General features: G+C 66.3%; 19 protein-coding genes. All 19 read right to left on the bottom strand.

What is annotated here, in order from left to right:
- Positions 1–78 precede the first annotated feature (78 nt).
- The 19 genes from EV691_RS08420 to EV691_RS08330 all read right to left on the bottom strand — a co-directional run bounded on the left by EV691_RS08420 (position 79) and on the right by EV691_RS08330 (position 14,881).
- Entirely contained in the window at positions 79–567 is a 489-nt protein-coding gene (locus EV691_RS08420) for a con-10 family general stress protein (protein ID WP_131302341.1), read from the bottom strand.
- Positions 568–853: 286 nt separating this feature from the next.
- Complete coding sequence (locus EV691_RS08415) at positions 854–2,050, bottom strand: phage late control D family protein (protein ID WP_131302343.1); 1,197 nt, start codon at positions 2,048–2,050, stop codon at positions 854–856.
- Positions 2,047–2,490: a phage tail protein gene (locus EV691_RS08410; protein ID WP_131302346.1), complete on the bottom strand. Its 444-nt coding sequence runs from the start codon at positions 2,488–2,490 to the stop codon at positions 2,047–2,049. The genes EV691_RS08415 and EV691_RS08410 overlap by 4 nt, the downstream gene beginning before the upstream one ends.
- 6 nt (positions 2,491–2,496) lie before the next feature.
- Positions 2,497–4,935 carry a phage tail tape measure protein gene (locus EV691_RS08405; RefSeq protein WP_131302349.1) on the bottom strand — a complete coding sequence of 813 codons (2,439 nt, stop codon included), beginning with the start codon at positions 4,933–4,935 and terminating at the stop codon, positions 2,497–2,499.
- Positions 4,913–5,050 (bottom strand): GpE family phage tail protein, encoded by a 138-nt coding sequence (locus tag EV691_RS08400; protein WP_131302352.1) that lies wholly within the window; start codon positions 5,048–5,050, stop codon positions 4,913–4,915. The genes EV691_RS08405 and EV691_RS08400 overlap by 23 nt, the downstream gene beginning before the upstream one ends.
- Before the next feature lie 8 nt (positions 5,051–5,058).
- Positions 5,059–5,358 carry a phage tail assembly protein gene (locus EV691_RS08395; RefSeq protein ID WP_131302355.1) on the bottom strand — a complete coding sequence of 100 codons (300 nt, stop codon included), beginning with the start codon at positions 5,356–5,358 and terminating at the stop codon, positions 5,059–5,061.
- 66 nt (positions 5,359–5,424) lie between these two features.
- The gene (locus EV691_RS08390) at positions 5,425–5,940 is read right to left on the bottom strand and encodes a phage major tail tube protein (protein WP_131302358.1); all 516 of its coding nucleotides are present in this window, start codon (positions 5,938–5,940) and stop codon (positions 5,425–5,427) included.
- A 15-nt stretch (positions 5,941–5,955) separates the two neighbouring features.
- Positions 5,956–7,146 (bottom strand): phage tail sheath protein, encoded by a 1,191-nt coding sequence (locus EV691_RS08385; RefSeq protein ID WP_131302361.1) that lies wholly within the window; start codon positions 7,144–7,146, stop codon positions 5,956–5,958.
- 102 nt (positions 7,147–7,248) lie between these two features.
- A complete protein-coding gene (locus tag EV691_RS08380) occupies positions 7,249–7,545 on the bottom strand; it encodes a hypothetical protein (RefSeq protein WP_131302364.1) in 297 nt (98 codons plus the stop codon).
- Entirely contained in the window at positions 7,535–8,008 is a 474-nt protein-coding gene (locus tag EV691_RS08375) for a hypothetical protein (protein WP_131302367.1), read from the bottom strand. Before EV691_RS08375 ends, EV691_RS08380 begins: the two co-directional genes overlap by 11 nt.
- Positions 8,008–9,843, bottom strand: a complete 1,836-nt coding sequence (locus tag EV691_RS08370) for a phage tail-collar fiber domain-containing protein (protein WP_131302370.1) — start codon at positions 9,841–9,843, stop codon at positions 8,008–8,010. The genes EV691_RS08375 and EV691_RS08370 overlap by 1 nt, the downstream gene beginning before the upstream one ends.
- Position 9,844: 1 nt before the next feature.
- Positions 9,845–10,387 carry a phage tail protein I gene (locus EV691_RS08365; protein WP_131302373.1) on the bottom strand — a complete coding sequence of 181 codons (543 nt, stop codon included), beginning with the start codon at positions 10,385–10,387 and terminating at the stop codon, positions 9,845–9,847.
- Positions 10,380–11,297: a baseplate assembly protein gene (locus EV691_RS08360; RefSeq protein ID WP_131302376.1), complete on the bottom strand. Its 918-nt coding sequence runs from the start codon at positions 11,295–11,297 to the stop codon at positions 10,380–10,382. The genes EV691_RS08365 and EV691_RS08360 overlap by 8 nt, the downstream gene beginning before the upstream one ends.
- Positions 11,294–11,647, bottom strand: a complete 354-nt coding sequence (locus EV691_RS08355) for a GPW/gp25 family protein (protein WP_131302379.1) — start codon at positions 11,645–11,647, stop codon at positions 11,294–11,296. The genes EV691_RS08360 and EV691_RS08355 overlap by 4 nt, the downstream gene beginning before the upstream one ends.
- On the bottom strand, positions 11,644–12,186 hold the full coding sequence (locus tag EV691_RS08350; RefSeq protein WP_131302382.1) for a phage baseplate assembly protein V: 543 nt from the start codon (positions 12,184–12,186) through the stop codon (positions 11,644–11,646). Before EV691_RS08350 ends, EV691_RS08355 begins: the two co-directional genes overlap by 4 nt.
- A 66-nt stretch (positions 12,187–12,252) precedes the next feature.
- Positions 12,253–12,708 (bottom strand): phage virion morphogenesis protein, encoded by a 456-nt coding sequence (locus tag EV691_RS08345; RefSeq protein ID WP_131302385.1) that lies wholly within the window; start codon positions 12,706–12,708, stop codon positions 12,253–12,255.
- Positions 12,701–13,231: a phage tail protein gene (locus EV691_RS08340; protein WP_131302388.1), complete on the bottom strand. Its 531-nt coding sequence runs from the start codon at positions 13,229–13,231 to the stop codon at positions 12,701–12,703. The genes EV691_RS08345 and EV691_RS08340 overlap by 8 nt, the downstream gene beginning before the upstream one ends.
- A gap of 47 nt (positions 13,232–13,278) precedes the next feature.
- The gene (locus EV691_RS08335) at positions 13,279–14,595 is read right to left on the bottom strand and encodes an SGNH/GDSL hydrolase family protein (protein ID WP_131302391.1); all 1,317 of its coding nucleotides are present in this window, start codon (positions 14,593–14,595) and stop codon (positions 13,279–13,281) included.
- Positions 14,588–14,881 carry a hypothetical protein gene (locus EV691_RS08330; RefSeq protein ID WP_131302394.1) on the bottom strand — a complete coding sequence of 98 codons (294 nt, stop codon included), beginning with the start codon at positions 14,879–14,881 and terminating at the stop codon, positions 14,588–14,590. Before EV691_RS08330 ends, EV691_RS08335 begins: the two co-directional genes overlap by 8 nt.
- Between the last annotated feature and the right edge of the window lie 52 nt (positions 14,882–14,933).

The raw sequence follows: 14,933 nt of genomic DNA, 5'->3' as shown, positions 1-14,933 counted from the left end.
GCGGGAGCTTTCGCTCCCGCTCTGCCGCATCAGCTATCACAACCACCCCCCTGGCTATTCTCTCCACCTTTTCCTACCCTATTCGGCCTCCTCCTCACGATCACTCGCTGAGCCACTACCGCGGCTCTGCCCCCCCTTGCGGCCTGCCTCTGATGCTCGCTCCCGATCATTGGCAAAGTTCTCATCGCTATCCTCACGATCACTAGAGCCACCACCCCGGCTCTCCCCTCCCTTACGACCTGCCTCCGATGCTCGCTCCCGATCATTGGCAAAGTTTCCACCGCTGCTTTGACCACCTTTATGGCCGATCTCTTGATAGAACTCTTTACCGTGACTTTCGGAGGTTGCCTCGCCACCTTTATGGCCTATCTCTTGGTAGAACTCTTTATCATGGCTTTCAGATGTTGCTTCGCCACCTTTATGGCCTATCTCTTGGTAGAACTCTTTATCATGGCTTTTTGAGGTCGCTTCTCCCCCCTTACGTCCCGCTTCCTCTACGCTTATGCTGCCTTTATTATCTTTATCTTTATCTTTATCTTTATCTTTATCTTTATCTTTCTCAGTCATGATTATTTTCTCCTATCTACGCCCTAACTTATAAATATAATAATTACATTGCAAGCCGCTTTAATACTAATCAGGCATTTATAGAGCAAAATAACTGCCCTATGAATTGAGAGCAAAACATAGAAATTAAGTTCTTGAAGAATGAATTACTGGACGAGCGGTAGCCGAGCCTTTATATAATTCACTTAAGTTTGTGTTTTTAAAACTAAACAAACGATATATAGCCCTAACAAACCTAAGCATTTTATTTTTCCGAATTTAAAGTACTTATATCCATTTCTTATATTTATGCTGCCTGCATCTTCTTCCACGCCTTCTCCACGGCCTTCTCCGCCGCCGCCTTGCTCGTGTAGAGCGGTGTCAGGCGCGTGGGCCGGGTCTGATCGCCGGCGGTGACCTTGCTTTCCTTGCCCGTCTTCTCATCCCGGTACCAGGCCAGCACGCCGGTGTAGTCGGTCGCCTCCTCCGCCAGGTCGAGGATCTCCTCGCCATCCGGCAGCTTGGACTCCAGCTCCAGGCTGGTGGTGTAGGCATCGGCGGTGAAGCTGTGCGCGACATGGGCGCCCAGCCAGGTGATGGCGGCGATCTCGTCCTTGATGCCAATCAGGGTGTAGGTCAGCTCGGGGATCAGGTCCGGGCGGCCCCGGGCCAGGGTGTAGCTGAGCGTCGCCGTGCCGCGCTGCAGGCGGCTCCACTCGCCGCGGGCGGCGTTGAGGGCGCTGGCCTGGTCGGTGTAGACGTGGCGCAGGTCCTTGAGGTTGTCCTTTTCCCCGGCGATCGCCTCCTTCTTCTCTGCGCTGTTGGTGTCGTAGTAGTAGGCGCGCACGCCGCTGTAGCTGTCGCGGTCGGCCTGCAGGAAGCGGTGCTGGTCGCCGTCCGCGCGGGTCAGGGTGATGTGCGGCAGCGGCAGGCCGCTGGCGGTGGTGCTCTTGCCGGCGGGCATGAACAGCAGCCGGCCGGCCTTCACGGTGGCGATGGCGTCGTGCTGCTCGCCCAGGCGGGCCAGCAGGTTGGCGTCGCTCTCGTTGGCCTGGTCAAGGTGGGCCAGCGGGATCTGCGCGAGGCTCGACGCGATGACGGCCTCGAGGCGGTTGCTCGTGGCGATGGCCTTGATGATGTCGCCCAGGGCCTTCTGGTCCCAGCTGCGTTCGCGCTTCGACTTCAGCCCCTCGCGCAGGTCGACCGAGCGGGCGCGGATGGACAGCACGTCCGGGGCGCCGCTGTGCTCGGTTTCGTCGACCGTGTAGCTTCCCTTGTCGACCAGGCCGCTGTCGCTCCAGCCCAGCCAGAGCTGCACCGTCGCGCCGCGCGGCGGGATGGCGAGCTGCCCGTCGTGGTCGCTGAGCTGGATGTCCAGGGTGTCGGCCTCGAGGCCACGGTTGTCGGTAAGGCTGATGCCGATCAGGCGCCGGGTGATCGCGGCGGTGATGTCGCGGCCGTCCACCACCACGCGGCAGATCGGGTACGGATAGGCAGCGTTCACAGCAGCTCCTCGAGGAGCTGATCGGCCGCCGTGCTGACCAGCGTGCCGAGCTGGTCGATCCGGTCGTCGTCGATGCGCTTGAGCACCAGGCTGAACTCGATGCGCCGGGCGGTGCCGTCGGCGAAGAACAGGCTGTGCGTCTCGCTCAGGCTCTCGATCACCCACAGCCCGTAAATCCGCCCCGTGCCCTCGACCAGGACCCATGCCTTGCCGGTGTCGGCCATTTCGCGGATCTCGTCGAGGCTTGGCCTGCCGCCGGTCAGCTCGGGCAGCAGCACGCCCGGCAGGGTGATGCTGTCGTCCCCAGCCCCCAGGAACTGCCGCGCCGGGCGGGCGCCGATGCGGCTGGTCGAGCCGTGCCGCCAGTCAGTCTGCCGCTGGAATTCCTGGTAGGCCAGGGTCGACAGGGAAAACACGAATTGCCCGAGGGCCATCATCATGGCGGGTTACTCCTGGTCGTGCAGGCGGGAACGCACGCGGGCGGCCTTGGCGCGCTCGCGATCATCGAGGATGCGGTTGATCTGCTGTGCCAGGTCGCCCGTGTTGCTGCCGGCGCCGGCCTGGATGATGATCTGGATGGTGTCGCCCTGGACGACGATGGGCGCCGCGCCACCGGCAGCCAGCGGCGGGCGGCTGTCGATCGCCAGGGCGCTGCCGGCCGCCCCCACGCCAACAGTGAGCGCACCGGCCTGGGTCAGCTGCCGGCCCAGGCCGGCGACGGCGGCGAGCGGCCCGTCCTGCCCTTTCAGCAGCCCCTGCTCGAGACCCTGCATGGTGAAGCCGCCCAACTGGGCGAAGACGCGGCTGGGCGAGTGGATGCCGAGCTTCTCCTTGAACCAGCCGATGACCGCGCCGCCGGCTCCGGTGATGGCCGTCTTGACGCTGCCGAGGGCGCCGGTGATGCCATTGGCCAGACCCTGGAGGATGTCAGCGCCGAACTGGCGGAAGCGCTCCGGCAGGCCGGCGAACCAGGTCATCAGGCTGGCGAACTGGGCCTTGACCCCCTCCCACAGCGCGGCGAACTTCGGCCCCAAGGTGCCCCAGTGCTTCCAGATCAAGTAGGCGCCGCCGGCCAGTGCTGCTACCGCGGCGATGATCAGCAAAACCGGACCGAGGGCGATGCCGGTGGTAATACCGAAGGTCGAGATGGCGAGCTTGGCCATGGCGAACGGCCCAATCAACCCGGCCATGCCGATGGCCAGCGCACCGCCAGCAAACGCCAATGCGCTGATGCCGGCCGTCACCTTGACCAGCGTCCCGGCCAGTTGCGGGTTTTCCCGCGCCCAGGCGCCGATGCCGCTGGCGATGCTGCCAAGCCATTGGATCAGGCCTTTCAATTCGGGAGCCACGGCGGCGCCGAACTCGGCCATGGCATTGGTCCAGCTGCCCTGGGCGGCGTCGATGACGTTGGTCAGAGTCTTGAGCTGGTCGTCGACGCGCTTGCGCAGGTCGGCCTGGGCCTGCATCTTTCCGGCCACCTCCTGATAGCCGGCTATGCCCTTGTCGATCATGGTCTGCACGACCTGTAGCGTCTCGGCGTCATCGCCGAAGACGGTGGACAGTACGCTGGTCCGCTGGACGCTATTCAGCTTCTTGAGCTTGTCGAGTTGAGCGAACAGCTTTTCAAGCCCGCCGAACTCGCCCTTGCCGTCGGTGAAGTCGAGGCTGATGCCGAGCTTCTTGATCTCCTTGTTGGCCTTGCTGACCTTGTCCAGGTTCAGCCCTGCCTGGAACACCTTGCGCAGGGCATTGCCTGCCGGCTCCCCGCTCATGCCTACCTGGTCCATCATCACCAGCAGCGGGGCCAGGGTGTTGGCTGCCTCGAGACCACTCTTGCGGAGGATGCCCAGCGCCGGGGAGAGCTTGGAAAATCCATAGAGCATGTTGGTCGAGTCGACGCCGAGGTAGAAGGTGCGCTGGATCATGTCCATCAGCCCCATCATGTCGCCCTCGGTGGTTCGGGTGGCATCCTGCATCTTGGCCGCGAACTCGGCGGCATCGGTACTGCCCATCTTGAGCTGGACTGCGAGGTAGGCTGCCGCCTCGCCGGTACCGCCTAGGATCGACTGCGCGCTGATACCCTGCCGGCGCAGCATGGTCATCATTTCCTGGAACTGCGCGGTGGTGCCTGGCAGGCGATCGCCCAGGCTGGTTGCCAAGGCGCTGATCTTGGCGAAGTCCTCCGCGACGCTGCCATCGGCGCCCATCATCGAGGCGCGCAGCTGGGCCGCTGCATCCTCGGCCGGCGCGTAGGCGCCCATCACGGCCGCCAGCGGTCGGGACAGGGCATAGCCTTCCGCAATTCCTACTGCGCCCATTGAAGCGATACCGCCAGCACGCTCCTTGGCCTGCGCGTAGGCGTCTCTCGCCTTGGCCAGCCGCTCCTGTTGCTGGGCCAGGCGCCGCATGCTGTCCTGTTGTTGAGTGATGCTGCGCGTGCTCTGCTCGATCCGCCGGCGCAGGCGCAGCTCCTCGGCGCCCAGGCGGTTGGTCTGGATGCCGGCTGAGTTCAGGCGGGTCTGCAGCGTCTGCAGCTGGCGTTGCTGTTCGCTGTAACTGGCCTTGAGCTTGTGGCCCTCGCGCATGGCACGCTGGAATTCGGTGGTCATTTGCCGCGTGGGGCGGGCCGCCACCGCCATCTGCTCGGACAGCGCCTTGATTCGCTCCCGGTTGGCCCGGATCGCCTCGCTGGTCTGCTTCGAGGCGGCCTGCACCGCGCGAAAGCTCTCCACGTCCTTCTGCTGGTTCTGCAGGCCCTTGAGCGCCTCGCGGCTCGCCTTGAGCGTGCTGGCCAGCTCGCTGCCGCCCTGGGTTACAGCGCGGATCGGGCGCGTCGCGCGGTCGACCGCCTGCAGGATGACTTCAAGCCTTAGATCGCGTGCCATGCTGCTGGCCCTCCCAGCGCTGCCGAGCGCGCTCGCGCCACTCCATCAGATCGGTGAGGGACAGCGGGTCAAGGTCCGCCGGCCCCCAGTGAAAGACCATGGCCAGGTCGGCCATGGCGTCTTCTACGCAGCGGGGGAGACATCCACCTTCGCCGACTTCGGCAACAAAAAAACGGTGACCTCGCTGCCCAGCTGCAGCAGGTCGGCCGGGTCCATCTGCAGCAGTTCGGGCTTGGTGAGCGCCGGCGTGCTGATGCGCGGCAGGACGACGAACAGCGCGTTGACGTCCATCTGCAGCACGTCTGTGAGGGTGACGCCGCGCAGGCTGCCGGAGTCCGGCTTGCGCAGCTCGATGGTGGTGATGGTCTGCTCGCCGCGGACGATCGGATTGTCGAGGGTGACGGTCTTGGTGGTCTGGGTCATGGGGGTGCTCCTGGTTGTGCTGGGTGGTGCCGGCGAGCGCGCCGGCGGCAGGTGGCCGGGCATGCCTTACAGGCCGATGGCGCGGCGGTGTTCGGCCATCAGGTCCACGCCGTTGACGATCTCGACCATGTTGAGCAGGTCGATCTCGATCTCGGTGTTTCCGTTGACGATCAGCTTGTAGTAGCTGCAGGTGGTGACGATGCTGACCTCGGTGTCCTCGCCGGCCTCCGCGTCGCCCAGGTTGATTTCCTCGTGGCGGCCACGGACCACGATTTCCACGGCCATGACCTCGCCGGTGTCGTCCTGCTGGTAGGAGCCGGCGAAGCGCAGCAGCACGCCGTCGGCGCGGGTTGTGCCGAACTGGCGCAGCACGGTCAGGTCGAGGCCACCGAGGGTCCACTCGAACTGGAGGCCGTCGTCGGAGAGGCCGAGGTCGACCTTGACCGGGCCGCCCATGCCGCCGCCCCTGTAGCTTTCCATCTTGCGGGCCAGGGGCGGCAGCGTGCAGGAGCGGGAAACGCCCAGGTAGCTGTTGCCGTCGTTGAACAGGTTCAGGTTCTTCAGTTTGCGGGGCAGTGCCATGCTGGCGGGCTCCTATCAGGCGTTGATCCGGCTGGCGAAGTCGGCCAGGAAGCGGTCGGTGATCCGCTGGTTGAAGTTCAGGTTTTCCAGCGGCGGGACCGGCGTGTAGGCGTAGTCGATGTAGAGCTTGCCGGCCGACAGGGTGACCTGGTCGTTGAGGGCCGGGTCGTACCAGGCCTCGGCGTCGATGATGTAGCCCAGGCGCTTCAGCTCGCGGAACTTGGCGTTGACGCCCTCCAGGATGTCGCGAACCAGGGACGGGTGCATCGGCTTGTCGGCGGCCCACAGATGCCCTTCGGCGATGGTGTCGGCCAGCACCTGGGCGGTGCGGGTGGCGGACTCGAAGGCGAACAAGGGGTCAGCCGAGCAGGTGCGCGAACCCCAGAAGCGGAAGCCGTCGCGGCGGATCAGGGTGGTGACTTCGTTCGCGTTGAGGTAGCCGGCGTCGGTGGCCGGGTCCTGCAGGTCCCAGAACACGTCCTTGCTGATACCGGTGACGCCGTTGACCACGACGTTGGAGAGCGTCTTGTGCCAGCCCACCTCGTTGTCGATCTTGGCGCGCAGGCCGAGCGCCCGGGCAACGGCCGGAGCCGTCTCGGTGCTGCTGCTGACGGTGTCCCAGGCCATGAAGTCCGGCCAGATGACCATCACCTCGCGGGCGCCGAGGCCGTCGCGGTAGGCCACGGCTTCTTCCTTGGTGGCGCAGTCCCAGGCCGAGACATAGGCGAAGCCGCGGAGCTTCTGGGCGATGCTGACCAGCTCGGTGGCCACGGCCAGGCTGTCGAGGCCCGGTACGCCGAGGATGCGCGGCTTGACGCCGAGCTGCGCCTGGGCGGCCAGCAGGGCCTTGAGGCCGGTCATCTGGCCGCCGGCCGTGGTGGTGCCGATGATCTTGGTGTTCTGGTCGGCCTCCTTCGCCGCGGCGTCGACGCCCTCGCCGTCGGCAACGCGCACCACCACGGTGATGGCGTTGGTCTGGTCGGCGATGGCGTCCAGAGTCGCGGCCAAGGTGCCGAGGGTGCCGGCCTTGCCGATGGCGGCCTGGACGTTGGTCACCAGCACCGGAGTGTCGAGCGGAAAGGCGGCAGCGTCGGCATCGCTGCCAGTACAGACGACGCCGACGACGGCGGTGGAGACGGTGCGAATCGGGCGCGTGCCGTCGCTGGCTTCGACGACGCGTATGCCGTGATGGTAATCACCGGGCATGGGATGCTCCTGCGCAGGATGGGTAAGTCCTGCGCAGGGTGGCGCGCGGGCGGAGAATCGGGTAGCGGCTGGGGTTGTAGCGCGGCGCGCTACAGGATGAGGTCAGGCGCTGGCCGGTAGCGGGTCAGGGGCGGCCGATGGCGGGAAGTGCTCGCGGACCAGCTCGCCATAGAACGCCAGTTCGCAGTGGCGGATCTCGCCCTGGCGGTCCCAGAAGAACAGGCTGTCGATCAGGCGCTCGGCAATGGTCCAGCCTTCGCGGTGCGCCCGGCTGCTCAGCGTCTCGTCGACGTAGCCGGCCAGCGCCGCGTTGGCCAGTTGATCCAGGGCGATCAGCAGGCCGAGCCAATAGGGTCGGCGGCGGCGGTCGGGGCGGTAGAGGTCGAGCTTAGTTGCCATAGCTGACCTCCAGCGCCGGCAGCCCGGCGATCACGTCCTCGAGGGCGGGCAGCGGCGTCGTGCCGGCCTGGACCGCATCGAGCAGGCTGTAGCAGTAGTCCCAGCACAGCGACCGCCAGGCGCGGAAAGCAAGGCCTTCGATCTGGAACCTGGGCACCGCCGGCTCGTCGGCGTAAGTCACGGCGCTCTTGATGTCGTCGTAGCCGTAGCCCTTGGCGGTGGCGTCCAGGTGCTGCTGCACCTCCCGTTCATACTGCCTGGCCAGCTCGTCGACGGTGGGCACCGGCGCGACATAGGGCGCGATCTCGCCGTGCTCGCCGGTCATGGCTGCCGCATAGATGGAGCGGCCCAGCTCCTCGACATCGCCTGGCGAGGCGGTGAACGGTATCCAGCCGAGCGCCGGGTGCTCGATCTCGCAGTCGATGGTGCCGCGCGCGTTGTAACTCAGGTTGCGAACTTGCATCAGGAAACCCTCAGGCACAGCGTGACGGAGTTGGTGTCGTCAAGGTTTGCGTCGAACAGATGCCCCATGACGCGCCAGGTCCCGTCCGGGGCGCTGGAATAGTCCCCGGATGCCGCGGCGAAGCGCAGGCTGCTGCCGGCTACGAGCGTGCCGGCCGGAACGGCGACACCGGCCGAGCCGCCGCCCACAACACAGAGGGCATAGGAAGCTACGGAGCCGACTGCCATGGCGGCAATGGCAGCGACAACTTTCTGGACACCGTTATAGTCGCTCCAGAGCTGCCCGAGGTCTGTTGCATCAACCTGAGCGCGCAGGGCCGATCCATCGAAGCCGATATAGACGACGTTGGTCAGCTGGTAAGCCCCGCCGCCCTGGCGCACCGGTGTGAAGCCCAGGGCTTTCTGCAGATAATGGACCACGCCATCGGCTGCAGCACGGAAGTAGGGATAGTTCGTGTCTCCGTTGGCAAACCCCGCATCCGTAATGCTGTCCCGGTTGACCTTCCCGGACAGCCAGTTGACGACGGTTGTCGCGAAGTTCGGGTCGTTGCCCAGCGACGCCGCCAACTCGTTGAGAGTATCGAGCGTGGCCGGCGAGCTGTTCACCAGGGCGGCGATGGCTGCCTGCACGAATGCCGTGTTGGCGATCAGGGTGCTGTTCGATCCGGGCGGCGCGGTCGGCACCGTCGTGATTGAGATATTTGCCGTGCCGTCGAACGGCACACCGTTGATGGTCCGTGCGACGTTCAGCTTCGTCGCCCTCTCCGCCAGACCGACCAGCTCGCCGACCAGGTAGCGCACGGCAACATCGCCATTGCCGTCGCGCACGACAATGGTTCCGGGGGTATTCAGCGAGGTGCCATTCAGGGTCGCCGCGTCGCCCAGATACAGCGCCGCACGGGCGGATTCCGCCGTGGTGCCAAGCCCCAGTTGGTTGTTCTCGCTCCACAGCTTGCCAAAGGCCGTCGCATCGACCTGGAAGATCAAGTTTCCGTTGCCGTCGTACCCGATCATGACCTTGTTCGACAGCATGCCGGCGCCGCCGCCCTGCTGCACCGGGGTGAAGCCGAGGGCTGGCTCCTTGGTTCCGTCGGCGATGACGATGTTCGCCGTGCCGTCGAAGGGGACGCCGTTGATGGTTCGCGCTGTTTCCAGCTTGCTCGCGGCGGCTGCCAGGCCATCCAGATCGCCATAGATGATGGCGACCGCAACATTGCCGTTGCCATCGCGATACATGACGGTTCCCGGCACATTTGTCGAACTGTAATCACGGGTCGAGGCCGTGCCGAGGCCGAGGGCCTCGATCACGGCGGCCAGCCCCTCCGGATGGACCGCACGCGAACTGTCTTCGCCGGCCAGGGTTTCCGCGACAGTGGCCAGTTCGACAACACCCGCCACCTCGGTGGTGGCCGGCGGGTTAATAAAGACGACGTCGCCGAAGGTCAGGGTATCGGCGTCGAGGCTTTCCAGAACGATGTCGACGGCCAGCAGCAGGGTCGAGGCGCTGGCCTTCTCGATGATCCAGCCCGAGACGGCCGGCTGCGAATACACCGCCAGCAGCGTGCCGCTGGCACTGAACAGGCCGAACTCGCCGACGTCGTAGGCGTCGGCCCCTTCATCCTTGACGGTGACGTGGATAGTGTCGTCGGCAACGACCTGGCCGCCGATCGTCCCGATGCGCTTGATCTCGCCCTGCAGGGCCGTCTGGGTCTTGCTGGGGGCGTACTGGCCAGTGCCTACGCCGACCTGGCTGATGACGACCGGGCCTGTGCCGGTGTTCTGGGCGTTGACGATCTCGGCCCGGCCGGCGTCGGTGATGGTGATCTGGAGTGCCATGTCAGGGGGCCTCTACAGCCTGGATTCTGCGATAGACGATGGGGCGGGCGACACCCTGCAGCCCGAGGCCGCCGGTGGCGGACAGGCCGAGCGTGAACGTGAAATGGCTGCGGACCGGCTTGGTGCGCTCGATCTCGCCGATGATGTCCTGCTGGTAGGCGGCGGTGTTGGGCACGCCGGCGCCGAGGGTCAGCACCACCTCGAAGGTGTGCGGGGTGCCCTTGGGCATGGTCTGCCACCACTCGCGCAGGGCCAGCGATGAGCCGAACGAGCTGACCACGTCGCGCACGCTCTTCGCCGTGCCCTTGCGGCGGGCGATCTCCACCGCCTGCCTGATCCGCTCGCGCTTGATCGCCTCCGGCCAGTAGGGCTGCCAGCTGTCGAGCGACAGCGACCAGGCAAGCCAGGGCAGCAGGTGCTCGGGGCAGGTGTCGGGGTTCCACAGCTCGCGCAGCGGCACCGGGAGTTCGCCCAGCGGCGCCGAGGCCTGCGCGAGCGCGCGCTCCAGGACCGTGGCGTTGGGCGGCAGCAGGTTGTCACTCATCCAGGCCTCCGTCGGTCAGGGTGATGGCGGTGCAGTAGGAAGCGCTCTGCCGGTCGATCACCAGGTTGGCGGTCGGGCTGGCCAGGTCGACGCGCTGCACGCCCGGCTGGTGCAGGGCGGCATAGAGGCCGGACAGGGTCACATCCAGGCCGAGGCGGTGCTGGCCCTCGGTGTAGGCCTCGATGGCCGCCTGGGCCGCAGCCATGACCACCGTGCGGTCCGGGCCGGACAGGAAGCGCAGCGTCGCCTCGACCTGGTATGGAACGACCGTGGCGGCCTGGACCTGGACGTAATCGGTGAGCGGGCGGACGCTCTCGGCGCTGAGCGCGCTGTCGACGCTGGCGAGTAGCTCGGCGCTGGCGGTGCCGTCGCCTTCGCGGGACAGCACGGTGACCACCACCTCGCCGGGGGTCGGGCTGGTCGCGCTGGCGTCGAGCACCAGGCCGCTGGCACTCAGGGCGTGGAAGATGTAGGCGCCCTCCGGACCAGCCACCGACAACCCTTCCATGGATAGCTGGATGCGATAACGGAAATCCGTGTCGCTCTCATAGACCGCGGCGACCGGCGGGGTGGCTTCGGGATCGGCCGGCGAGATTTCCAGCCGCTTTACGCTGAAATTGCCGCCCAGTTGGTCCAGGTCCTCTTCTTCCGCATAGGCCAGCATCACCGCCTTGGCCGCGTCGTTGATGCGGGCGCGCAGGACCAGCTCCCGGTAGGTGCTCTCCTCCAACATCTTGGTGCGCGGGTCGGACTCCAGCTCCAGCTGGGCAGCGACGGCGGCCTGCTCGTCCGCGGGGTAGTAGCCGACCAGGGTGGCCTTGCGCTCGGCGAGGATCTGCTCGAAGTCCAGGGTTTCGACGACCTTCGGCGCGGGGATCTGCGACAGGTCGATGGCGACGAACTGGCTCATGTGCTGGCTCCCATTGTGAGCGGCACGCGCAGGCTCAGCGGCGCATTGCCGTCGACGCGGGTGCCCTCGAGGTCAAGGCCTGCGCTGCCCGGCTCGCTGCCCAGGCTGAGCTGCACGCGGGACAGGCGCACGCGCGGCTCCCAGCGGATCAGCGCCGTGGCTGTGGCGGCATACAGGCGCGTGACGGTCACGCCGTTGAGCGGCTGGTCGATCAGTTCGGGGATCAGGCTGCCGTAGTCGCGGCGCATGACGCGCGAGCCGAGCGGTGTGGTGAGGATGTCGGCGATGGATTGGCGCAGGTGCTCGAGGTCGCCGATGGCCTGGCCGGTGCTGCGAGACATGCCGGTCATTGCGGACCTCCCGTGGTGGCGCCGCCCGACAGGACGCCGCCGTGGACGTGCTGGACCAGGCTGATGCCGGCGGCGACCACGTCCTCGCTCACGGTGACCAGGCCGGTGATGGTCACGTCGCCGAGGATGGTCACGCCGCCCGGGGCGACGATGTCGACCTTGCCCCCGCCGGGTAGCGTGGCGCGCAGGGTGTGGGTGGCGGTGTCGTACTCGATCACCGCGCCGTCGCGGTAGGTGCGGCGGTGGCGGCTCGGGTCGTTGTCCGGCGCCGGAAAGGCGTCGCTATTCAGGCCGACGAGCACGGCGCCGGTGGCCGGATCGCCCGACGGCGAGAAGACGATGCCCTGCTCGCCGATACTGGGCGGGTCCCAGGTGCGGTCTTCGCCGGCGCGCAGGGTGAAGCACGGCAGCCAGGCGGTGACGAGCCCGCCGGTCTTCATGCGGCAGCGCGGCTTTGCAGGGTCGACCTCGGCGACGGTGCCGAAGCGGATCAGGTTTTCGAGGCGGCGGGTCAGGTCGGCGGTATTCATGGCCGCCATGCTGGCCCCGCGCGGGCGCGGCTGTCGTGCGGCGGAGGTTGTAGCGCGGCGCGCTACAGGCCGACGTCAGCTGGCAAGGTGCTCGAGGAGGCGGTCGCGGATCAGCTCCAGGTCGGCGTCGGTCAGGCCGAGCAACTGCCGGCGGTCGTACTGGACGTCTGGGCCGCCGCGCTCGACGCGATCGCGCAGGCCGTACTGGTGGACGCGGGCCAGGCGCGCGGTGCGGCCGACGAAGCCGATGGCGATGCTGCCTGCCGTGCTCTGCAGCTTGAGGTGCTTGGCCTTGCCCAGCTTGGCGAACATCTTCCGGCGCACGCCGCCGACCTTGCCGCGCAGGTTCTTCCTGGGCTTGCGCGGGGCGTAGAGGCTGCCATCCGGGTTCTGCTGCGTGGCGATGCGCTGCTGCTGGCTGCGGCGCAGGTCGCGGGCGATGGTCTGGTTGAGTGTGCGGCGCTCGCCGGCGCCAAGCCTGGCCAGCAGGACGCCGGCCCAGTCCTCGATAGCGCGCAGGTTGTCAGACATAGCGGGTCGGTCCTGGGTGCGGGGTTTCCAGGGCGACGCCGGTCGGCGCCGGCGTGTCCCACTCGGCGATCAGCTCGCCGTCGGCGTAGACCTCGAGGTGGGTGCTCTCCAGGTGCTCGGTGTATTGCGGCTCCCCGGCATGGGTGACCTGCAACGTGCCGTCGGCCTGCTTCCTGACGATGACCCGCTCAGTCAACGGCAGGGTGATCGCCAGGTCGACCTTGTCGTTGGCCAGCGGGTCGACTTCGAACTGGATAGCGTCCTCGCCCCGCTTCGGGTTGACCAGCAGCTCCGACTGGTTGACCAGCAGCCAGGCCAGCAGCGGGATGGCAATGGCGTCCGGGTGGCCGGCGTAGTCGGTGAAGATCAGATTCAGGGTGTAGCTGTACTCAAAGGACAGGCCGGGCGCGGCCGTAGCACGCAGTCGGCCCTGGTCGATGACGATCAGCAGGCGGTCGGGGTTGTGGCGCAGCTCGGGCACCGCGGCGAGCAGGTGGGCGCGCAGGGATTCGGGTTTGTTCATGGGGCTCCTGACTGCGGCGAGACGGCCGCATGGGCATGGGTTGGGCTTTACAGAACCTTCTGGCAGCCGAGATTCCCGATCCTGACGGTTCCTCGGATCGGCACGTTTTGACAGCCGTAGATAACGGCGCGCATCTTGATTTCGGTATCGGTGGTTGGGTCGGCGGTCAGGAAGGGCGTCTCTTGCGGACCAATCCCCGGCCCCACCCACATCGGGCTCCCCTCGGCGTAGCGGTCCAGGGATTTCACGTAGTAGACGTTGCCACCGCGGACAAAGCGGACGTCGATCGACACGCCGCCGACGCCCTGCAGATTCTCGAATGCAGTCAGCGCGACAGCCCGTATGATGTCGCCCGCAGTGACGTTCGCGAGCGGAATCACCTGCTCCATGATCAGCGTGCTGCCGGCGGCGGTCGGAGTTCCGCCAAGTTCGAAACCCTGATAGTTCCCGCCAAGCGGAGACGGTTCTTGGAACAGCGTGACGGTTGCGCCAGTCCAGTTCGTCCCAGCCAGGCTGAAGCCGGTGGCGAGCGGGCCAGTGGCGTTGGCCGTGCCGTTCTTGGTGCCCGACGTGCCGAGCAGCAGGGGGTTGCTGGTCAGCCAGCCGCGCGGGTTGTAGGTAGCGTCGAACGGCGAGTCGTAGGTTGGCAGCTCCAGCGGCACGCCGAACAGATCGATGAAATGGTGAGCGACTGCGCGAACGGCCAACGGCGCCCCGATGCCGTTGAGGTGCAGCTGGTCGACGTAGAGTTCCGGCCGAGGCAGCGCGAGATGCTCGTTGTCCGGATCGACCAGGTATGGCCAGGCATCGCCGACGCGAACGCCCATTTCCGGCAGACGGGTAAGTTGCCACTCGCGCATGGCGAGGTGATAGGAGAGCTGCTCGCCGGACAGCGCGTACTCCCCGCCGCGCGGCAGCTCGGCCAGCATGATCGGGATCTTGCCGGCATCGATCTGCTTGCGAAGCCCCGCCTCGAGGTTCTTCTTGCTGGTCCCCAACGGGAATGCATTAGTGGGGTTCCTGTCGTTGGTGCAGTACAGGTTGAAAAACACGTCACCACCGGCAGCGATGTACGTGTCCATGTTGTCCAGCACTTGCTTGGAGGTATAGCCGGGCGTGGCGCTCTTGCGCGCCGCACCGATGCGGACCCGGCCACCGGTGTAGAACGGTAGCCAGGCTGCAATTCCGTAGTTCTCGTGGGTCTCGGTGGGCGGAGTTCCCCCGATCGCGTTCGCCTGCCGGCTATCGCCGACGATGTTGATGAAGCGGTCGAGCGGCGGTCTGCCGGCGCGGGCAAGCGCCTGCAGGGTGGCGGCACGCTGGGATGCAAAAAGGGGGCGCGTGGCGAAGTCGAAGTTATTCACTGCCGATGATCTCCATCACTGCGGCCCCGGTGGCCTGTAGCCGCACCGCCGTGGCGCGGAACAGGATGACGTCGGTCGCGGGCAGGGAGATGTTGCCCTTCGGCCAGTCGATCCAGGTGGCGGAGCCGTCCTGGATGGCCTTTCGGCTTGAAGTGCTGTACTGGCACTTCGCTAAAGCGTCGGCGGATGCGGGGATGACGGAGATCGTCGTCTCTCGGAAACCCAAGATATAGGTCGGATCGGACACCCCGGCTTCCGCCACGGAAACGGACATATGACTGATCATGCTCGGCCTCGAATGGTAATGGGTGCGCCAGGTTCCCGTAGCTGCCGCCTCC

The sequence above is a fragment of the Azotobacter chroococcum genome (assembly GCF_004339665.1).
GTDB classification, from domain to species: Bacteria; Pseudomonadota; Gammaproteobacteria; order Pseudomonadales; family Pseudomonadaceae; genus Azotobacter; species Azotobacter chroococcum.
Note: the sequence above shows the minus strand (reverse complement) of the source record. Positions and strands in the feature narration are given on the sequence as shown.

What these genes read in the sequence shown, in the direction of transcription:
- EV691_RS08420 (WP_131302341.1), bottom strand. Translation starts at nt 567, where the DNA reads ATGACTGAGAAAGATAAAGATAAAGATAAAGATAAAGATAAAGATAAA.
- EV691_RS08410 (WP_131302346.1), bottom strand. Translation starts at nt 2,490, where the DNA reads ATGATGATGGCCCTCGGGCAATTCGTGTTTTCCCTGTCGACCCTGGCC.
- EV691_RS08405 (WP_131302349.1), bottom strand. Translation starts at nt 4,935, where the DNA reads ATGGCACGCGATCTAAGGCTTGAAGTCATCCTGCAGGCGGTCGACCGC.
- EV691_RS08400 (WP_131302352.1), bottom strand. Translation starts at nt 5,050, where the DNA reads ATGGCCGACCTGGCCATGGTCTTTCACTGGGGGCCGGCGGACCTTGAC.
- EV691_RS08395 (WP_131302355.1), bottom strand. Translation starts at nt 5,358, where the DNA reads ATGACCCAGACCACCAAGACCGTCACCCTCGACAATCCGATCGTCCGC.
- EV691_RS08390 (WP_131302358.1), bottom strand. Translation starts at nt 5,940, where the DNA reads ATGGCACTGCCCCGCAAACTGAAGAACCTGAACCTGTTCAACGACGGC.
- EV691_RS08385 (WP_131302361.1), bottom strand. Translation starts at nt 7,146, where the DNA reads ATGCCCGGTGATTACCATCACGGCATACGCGTCGTCGAAGCCAGCGAC.
- EV691_RS08380 (WP_131302364.1), bottom strand. Translation starts at nt 7,545, where the DNA reads ATGGCAACTAAGCTCGACCTCTACCGCCCCGACCGCCGCCGCCGACCC.
- EV691_RS08375 (WP_131302367.1), bottom strand. Translation starts at nt 8,008, where the DNA reads ATGCAAGTTCGCAACCTGAGTTACAACGCGCGCGGCACCATCGACTGC.
- EV691_RS08370 (WP_131302370.1), bottom strand. Translation starts at nt 9,843, where the DNA reads ATGGCACTCCAGATCACCATCACCGACGCCGGCCGGGCCGAGATCGTC.
- EV691_RS08365 (WP_131302373.1), bottom strand. Translation starts at nt 10,387, where the DNA reads ATGAGTGACAACCTGCTGCCGCCCAACGCCACGGTCCTGGAGCGCGCG.
- EV691_RS08360 (WP_131302376.1), bottom strand. Translation starts at nt 11,297, where the DNA reads ATGAGCCAGTTCGTCGCCATCGACCTGTCGCAGATCCCCGCGCCGAAG.
- EV691_RS08355 (WP_131302379.1), bottom strand. Translation starts at nt 11,647, where the DNA reads ATGACCGGCATGTCTCGCAGCACCGGCCAGGCCATCGGCGACCTCGAG.
- EV691_RS08350 (WP_131302382.1), bottom strand. Translation starts at nt 12,186, where the DNA reads ATGGCGGCCATGAATACCGCCGACCTGACCCGCCGCCTCGAAAACCTG.
- EV691_RS08345 (WP_131302385.1), bottom strand. Translation starts at nt 12,708, where the DNA reads ATGTCTGACAACCTGCGCGCTATCGAGGACTGGGCCGGCGTCCTGCTG.
- EV691_RS08340 (WP_131302388.1), bottom strand. Translation starts at nt 13,231, where the DNA reads ATGAACAAACCCGAATCCCTGCGCGCCCACCTGCTCGCCGCGGTGCCC.
- EV691_RS08330 (WP_131302394.1), bottom strand. Translation starts at nt 14,881, where the DNA reads ATGATCAGTCATATGTCCGTTTCCGTGGCGGAAGCCGGGGTGTCCGAT.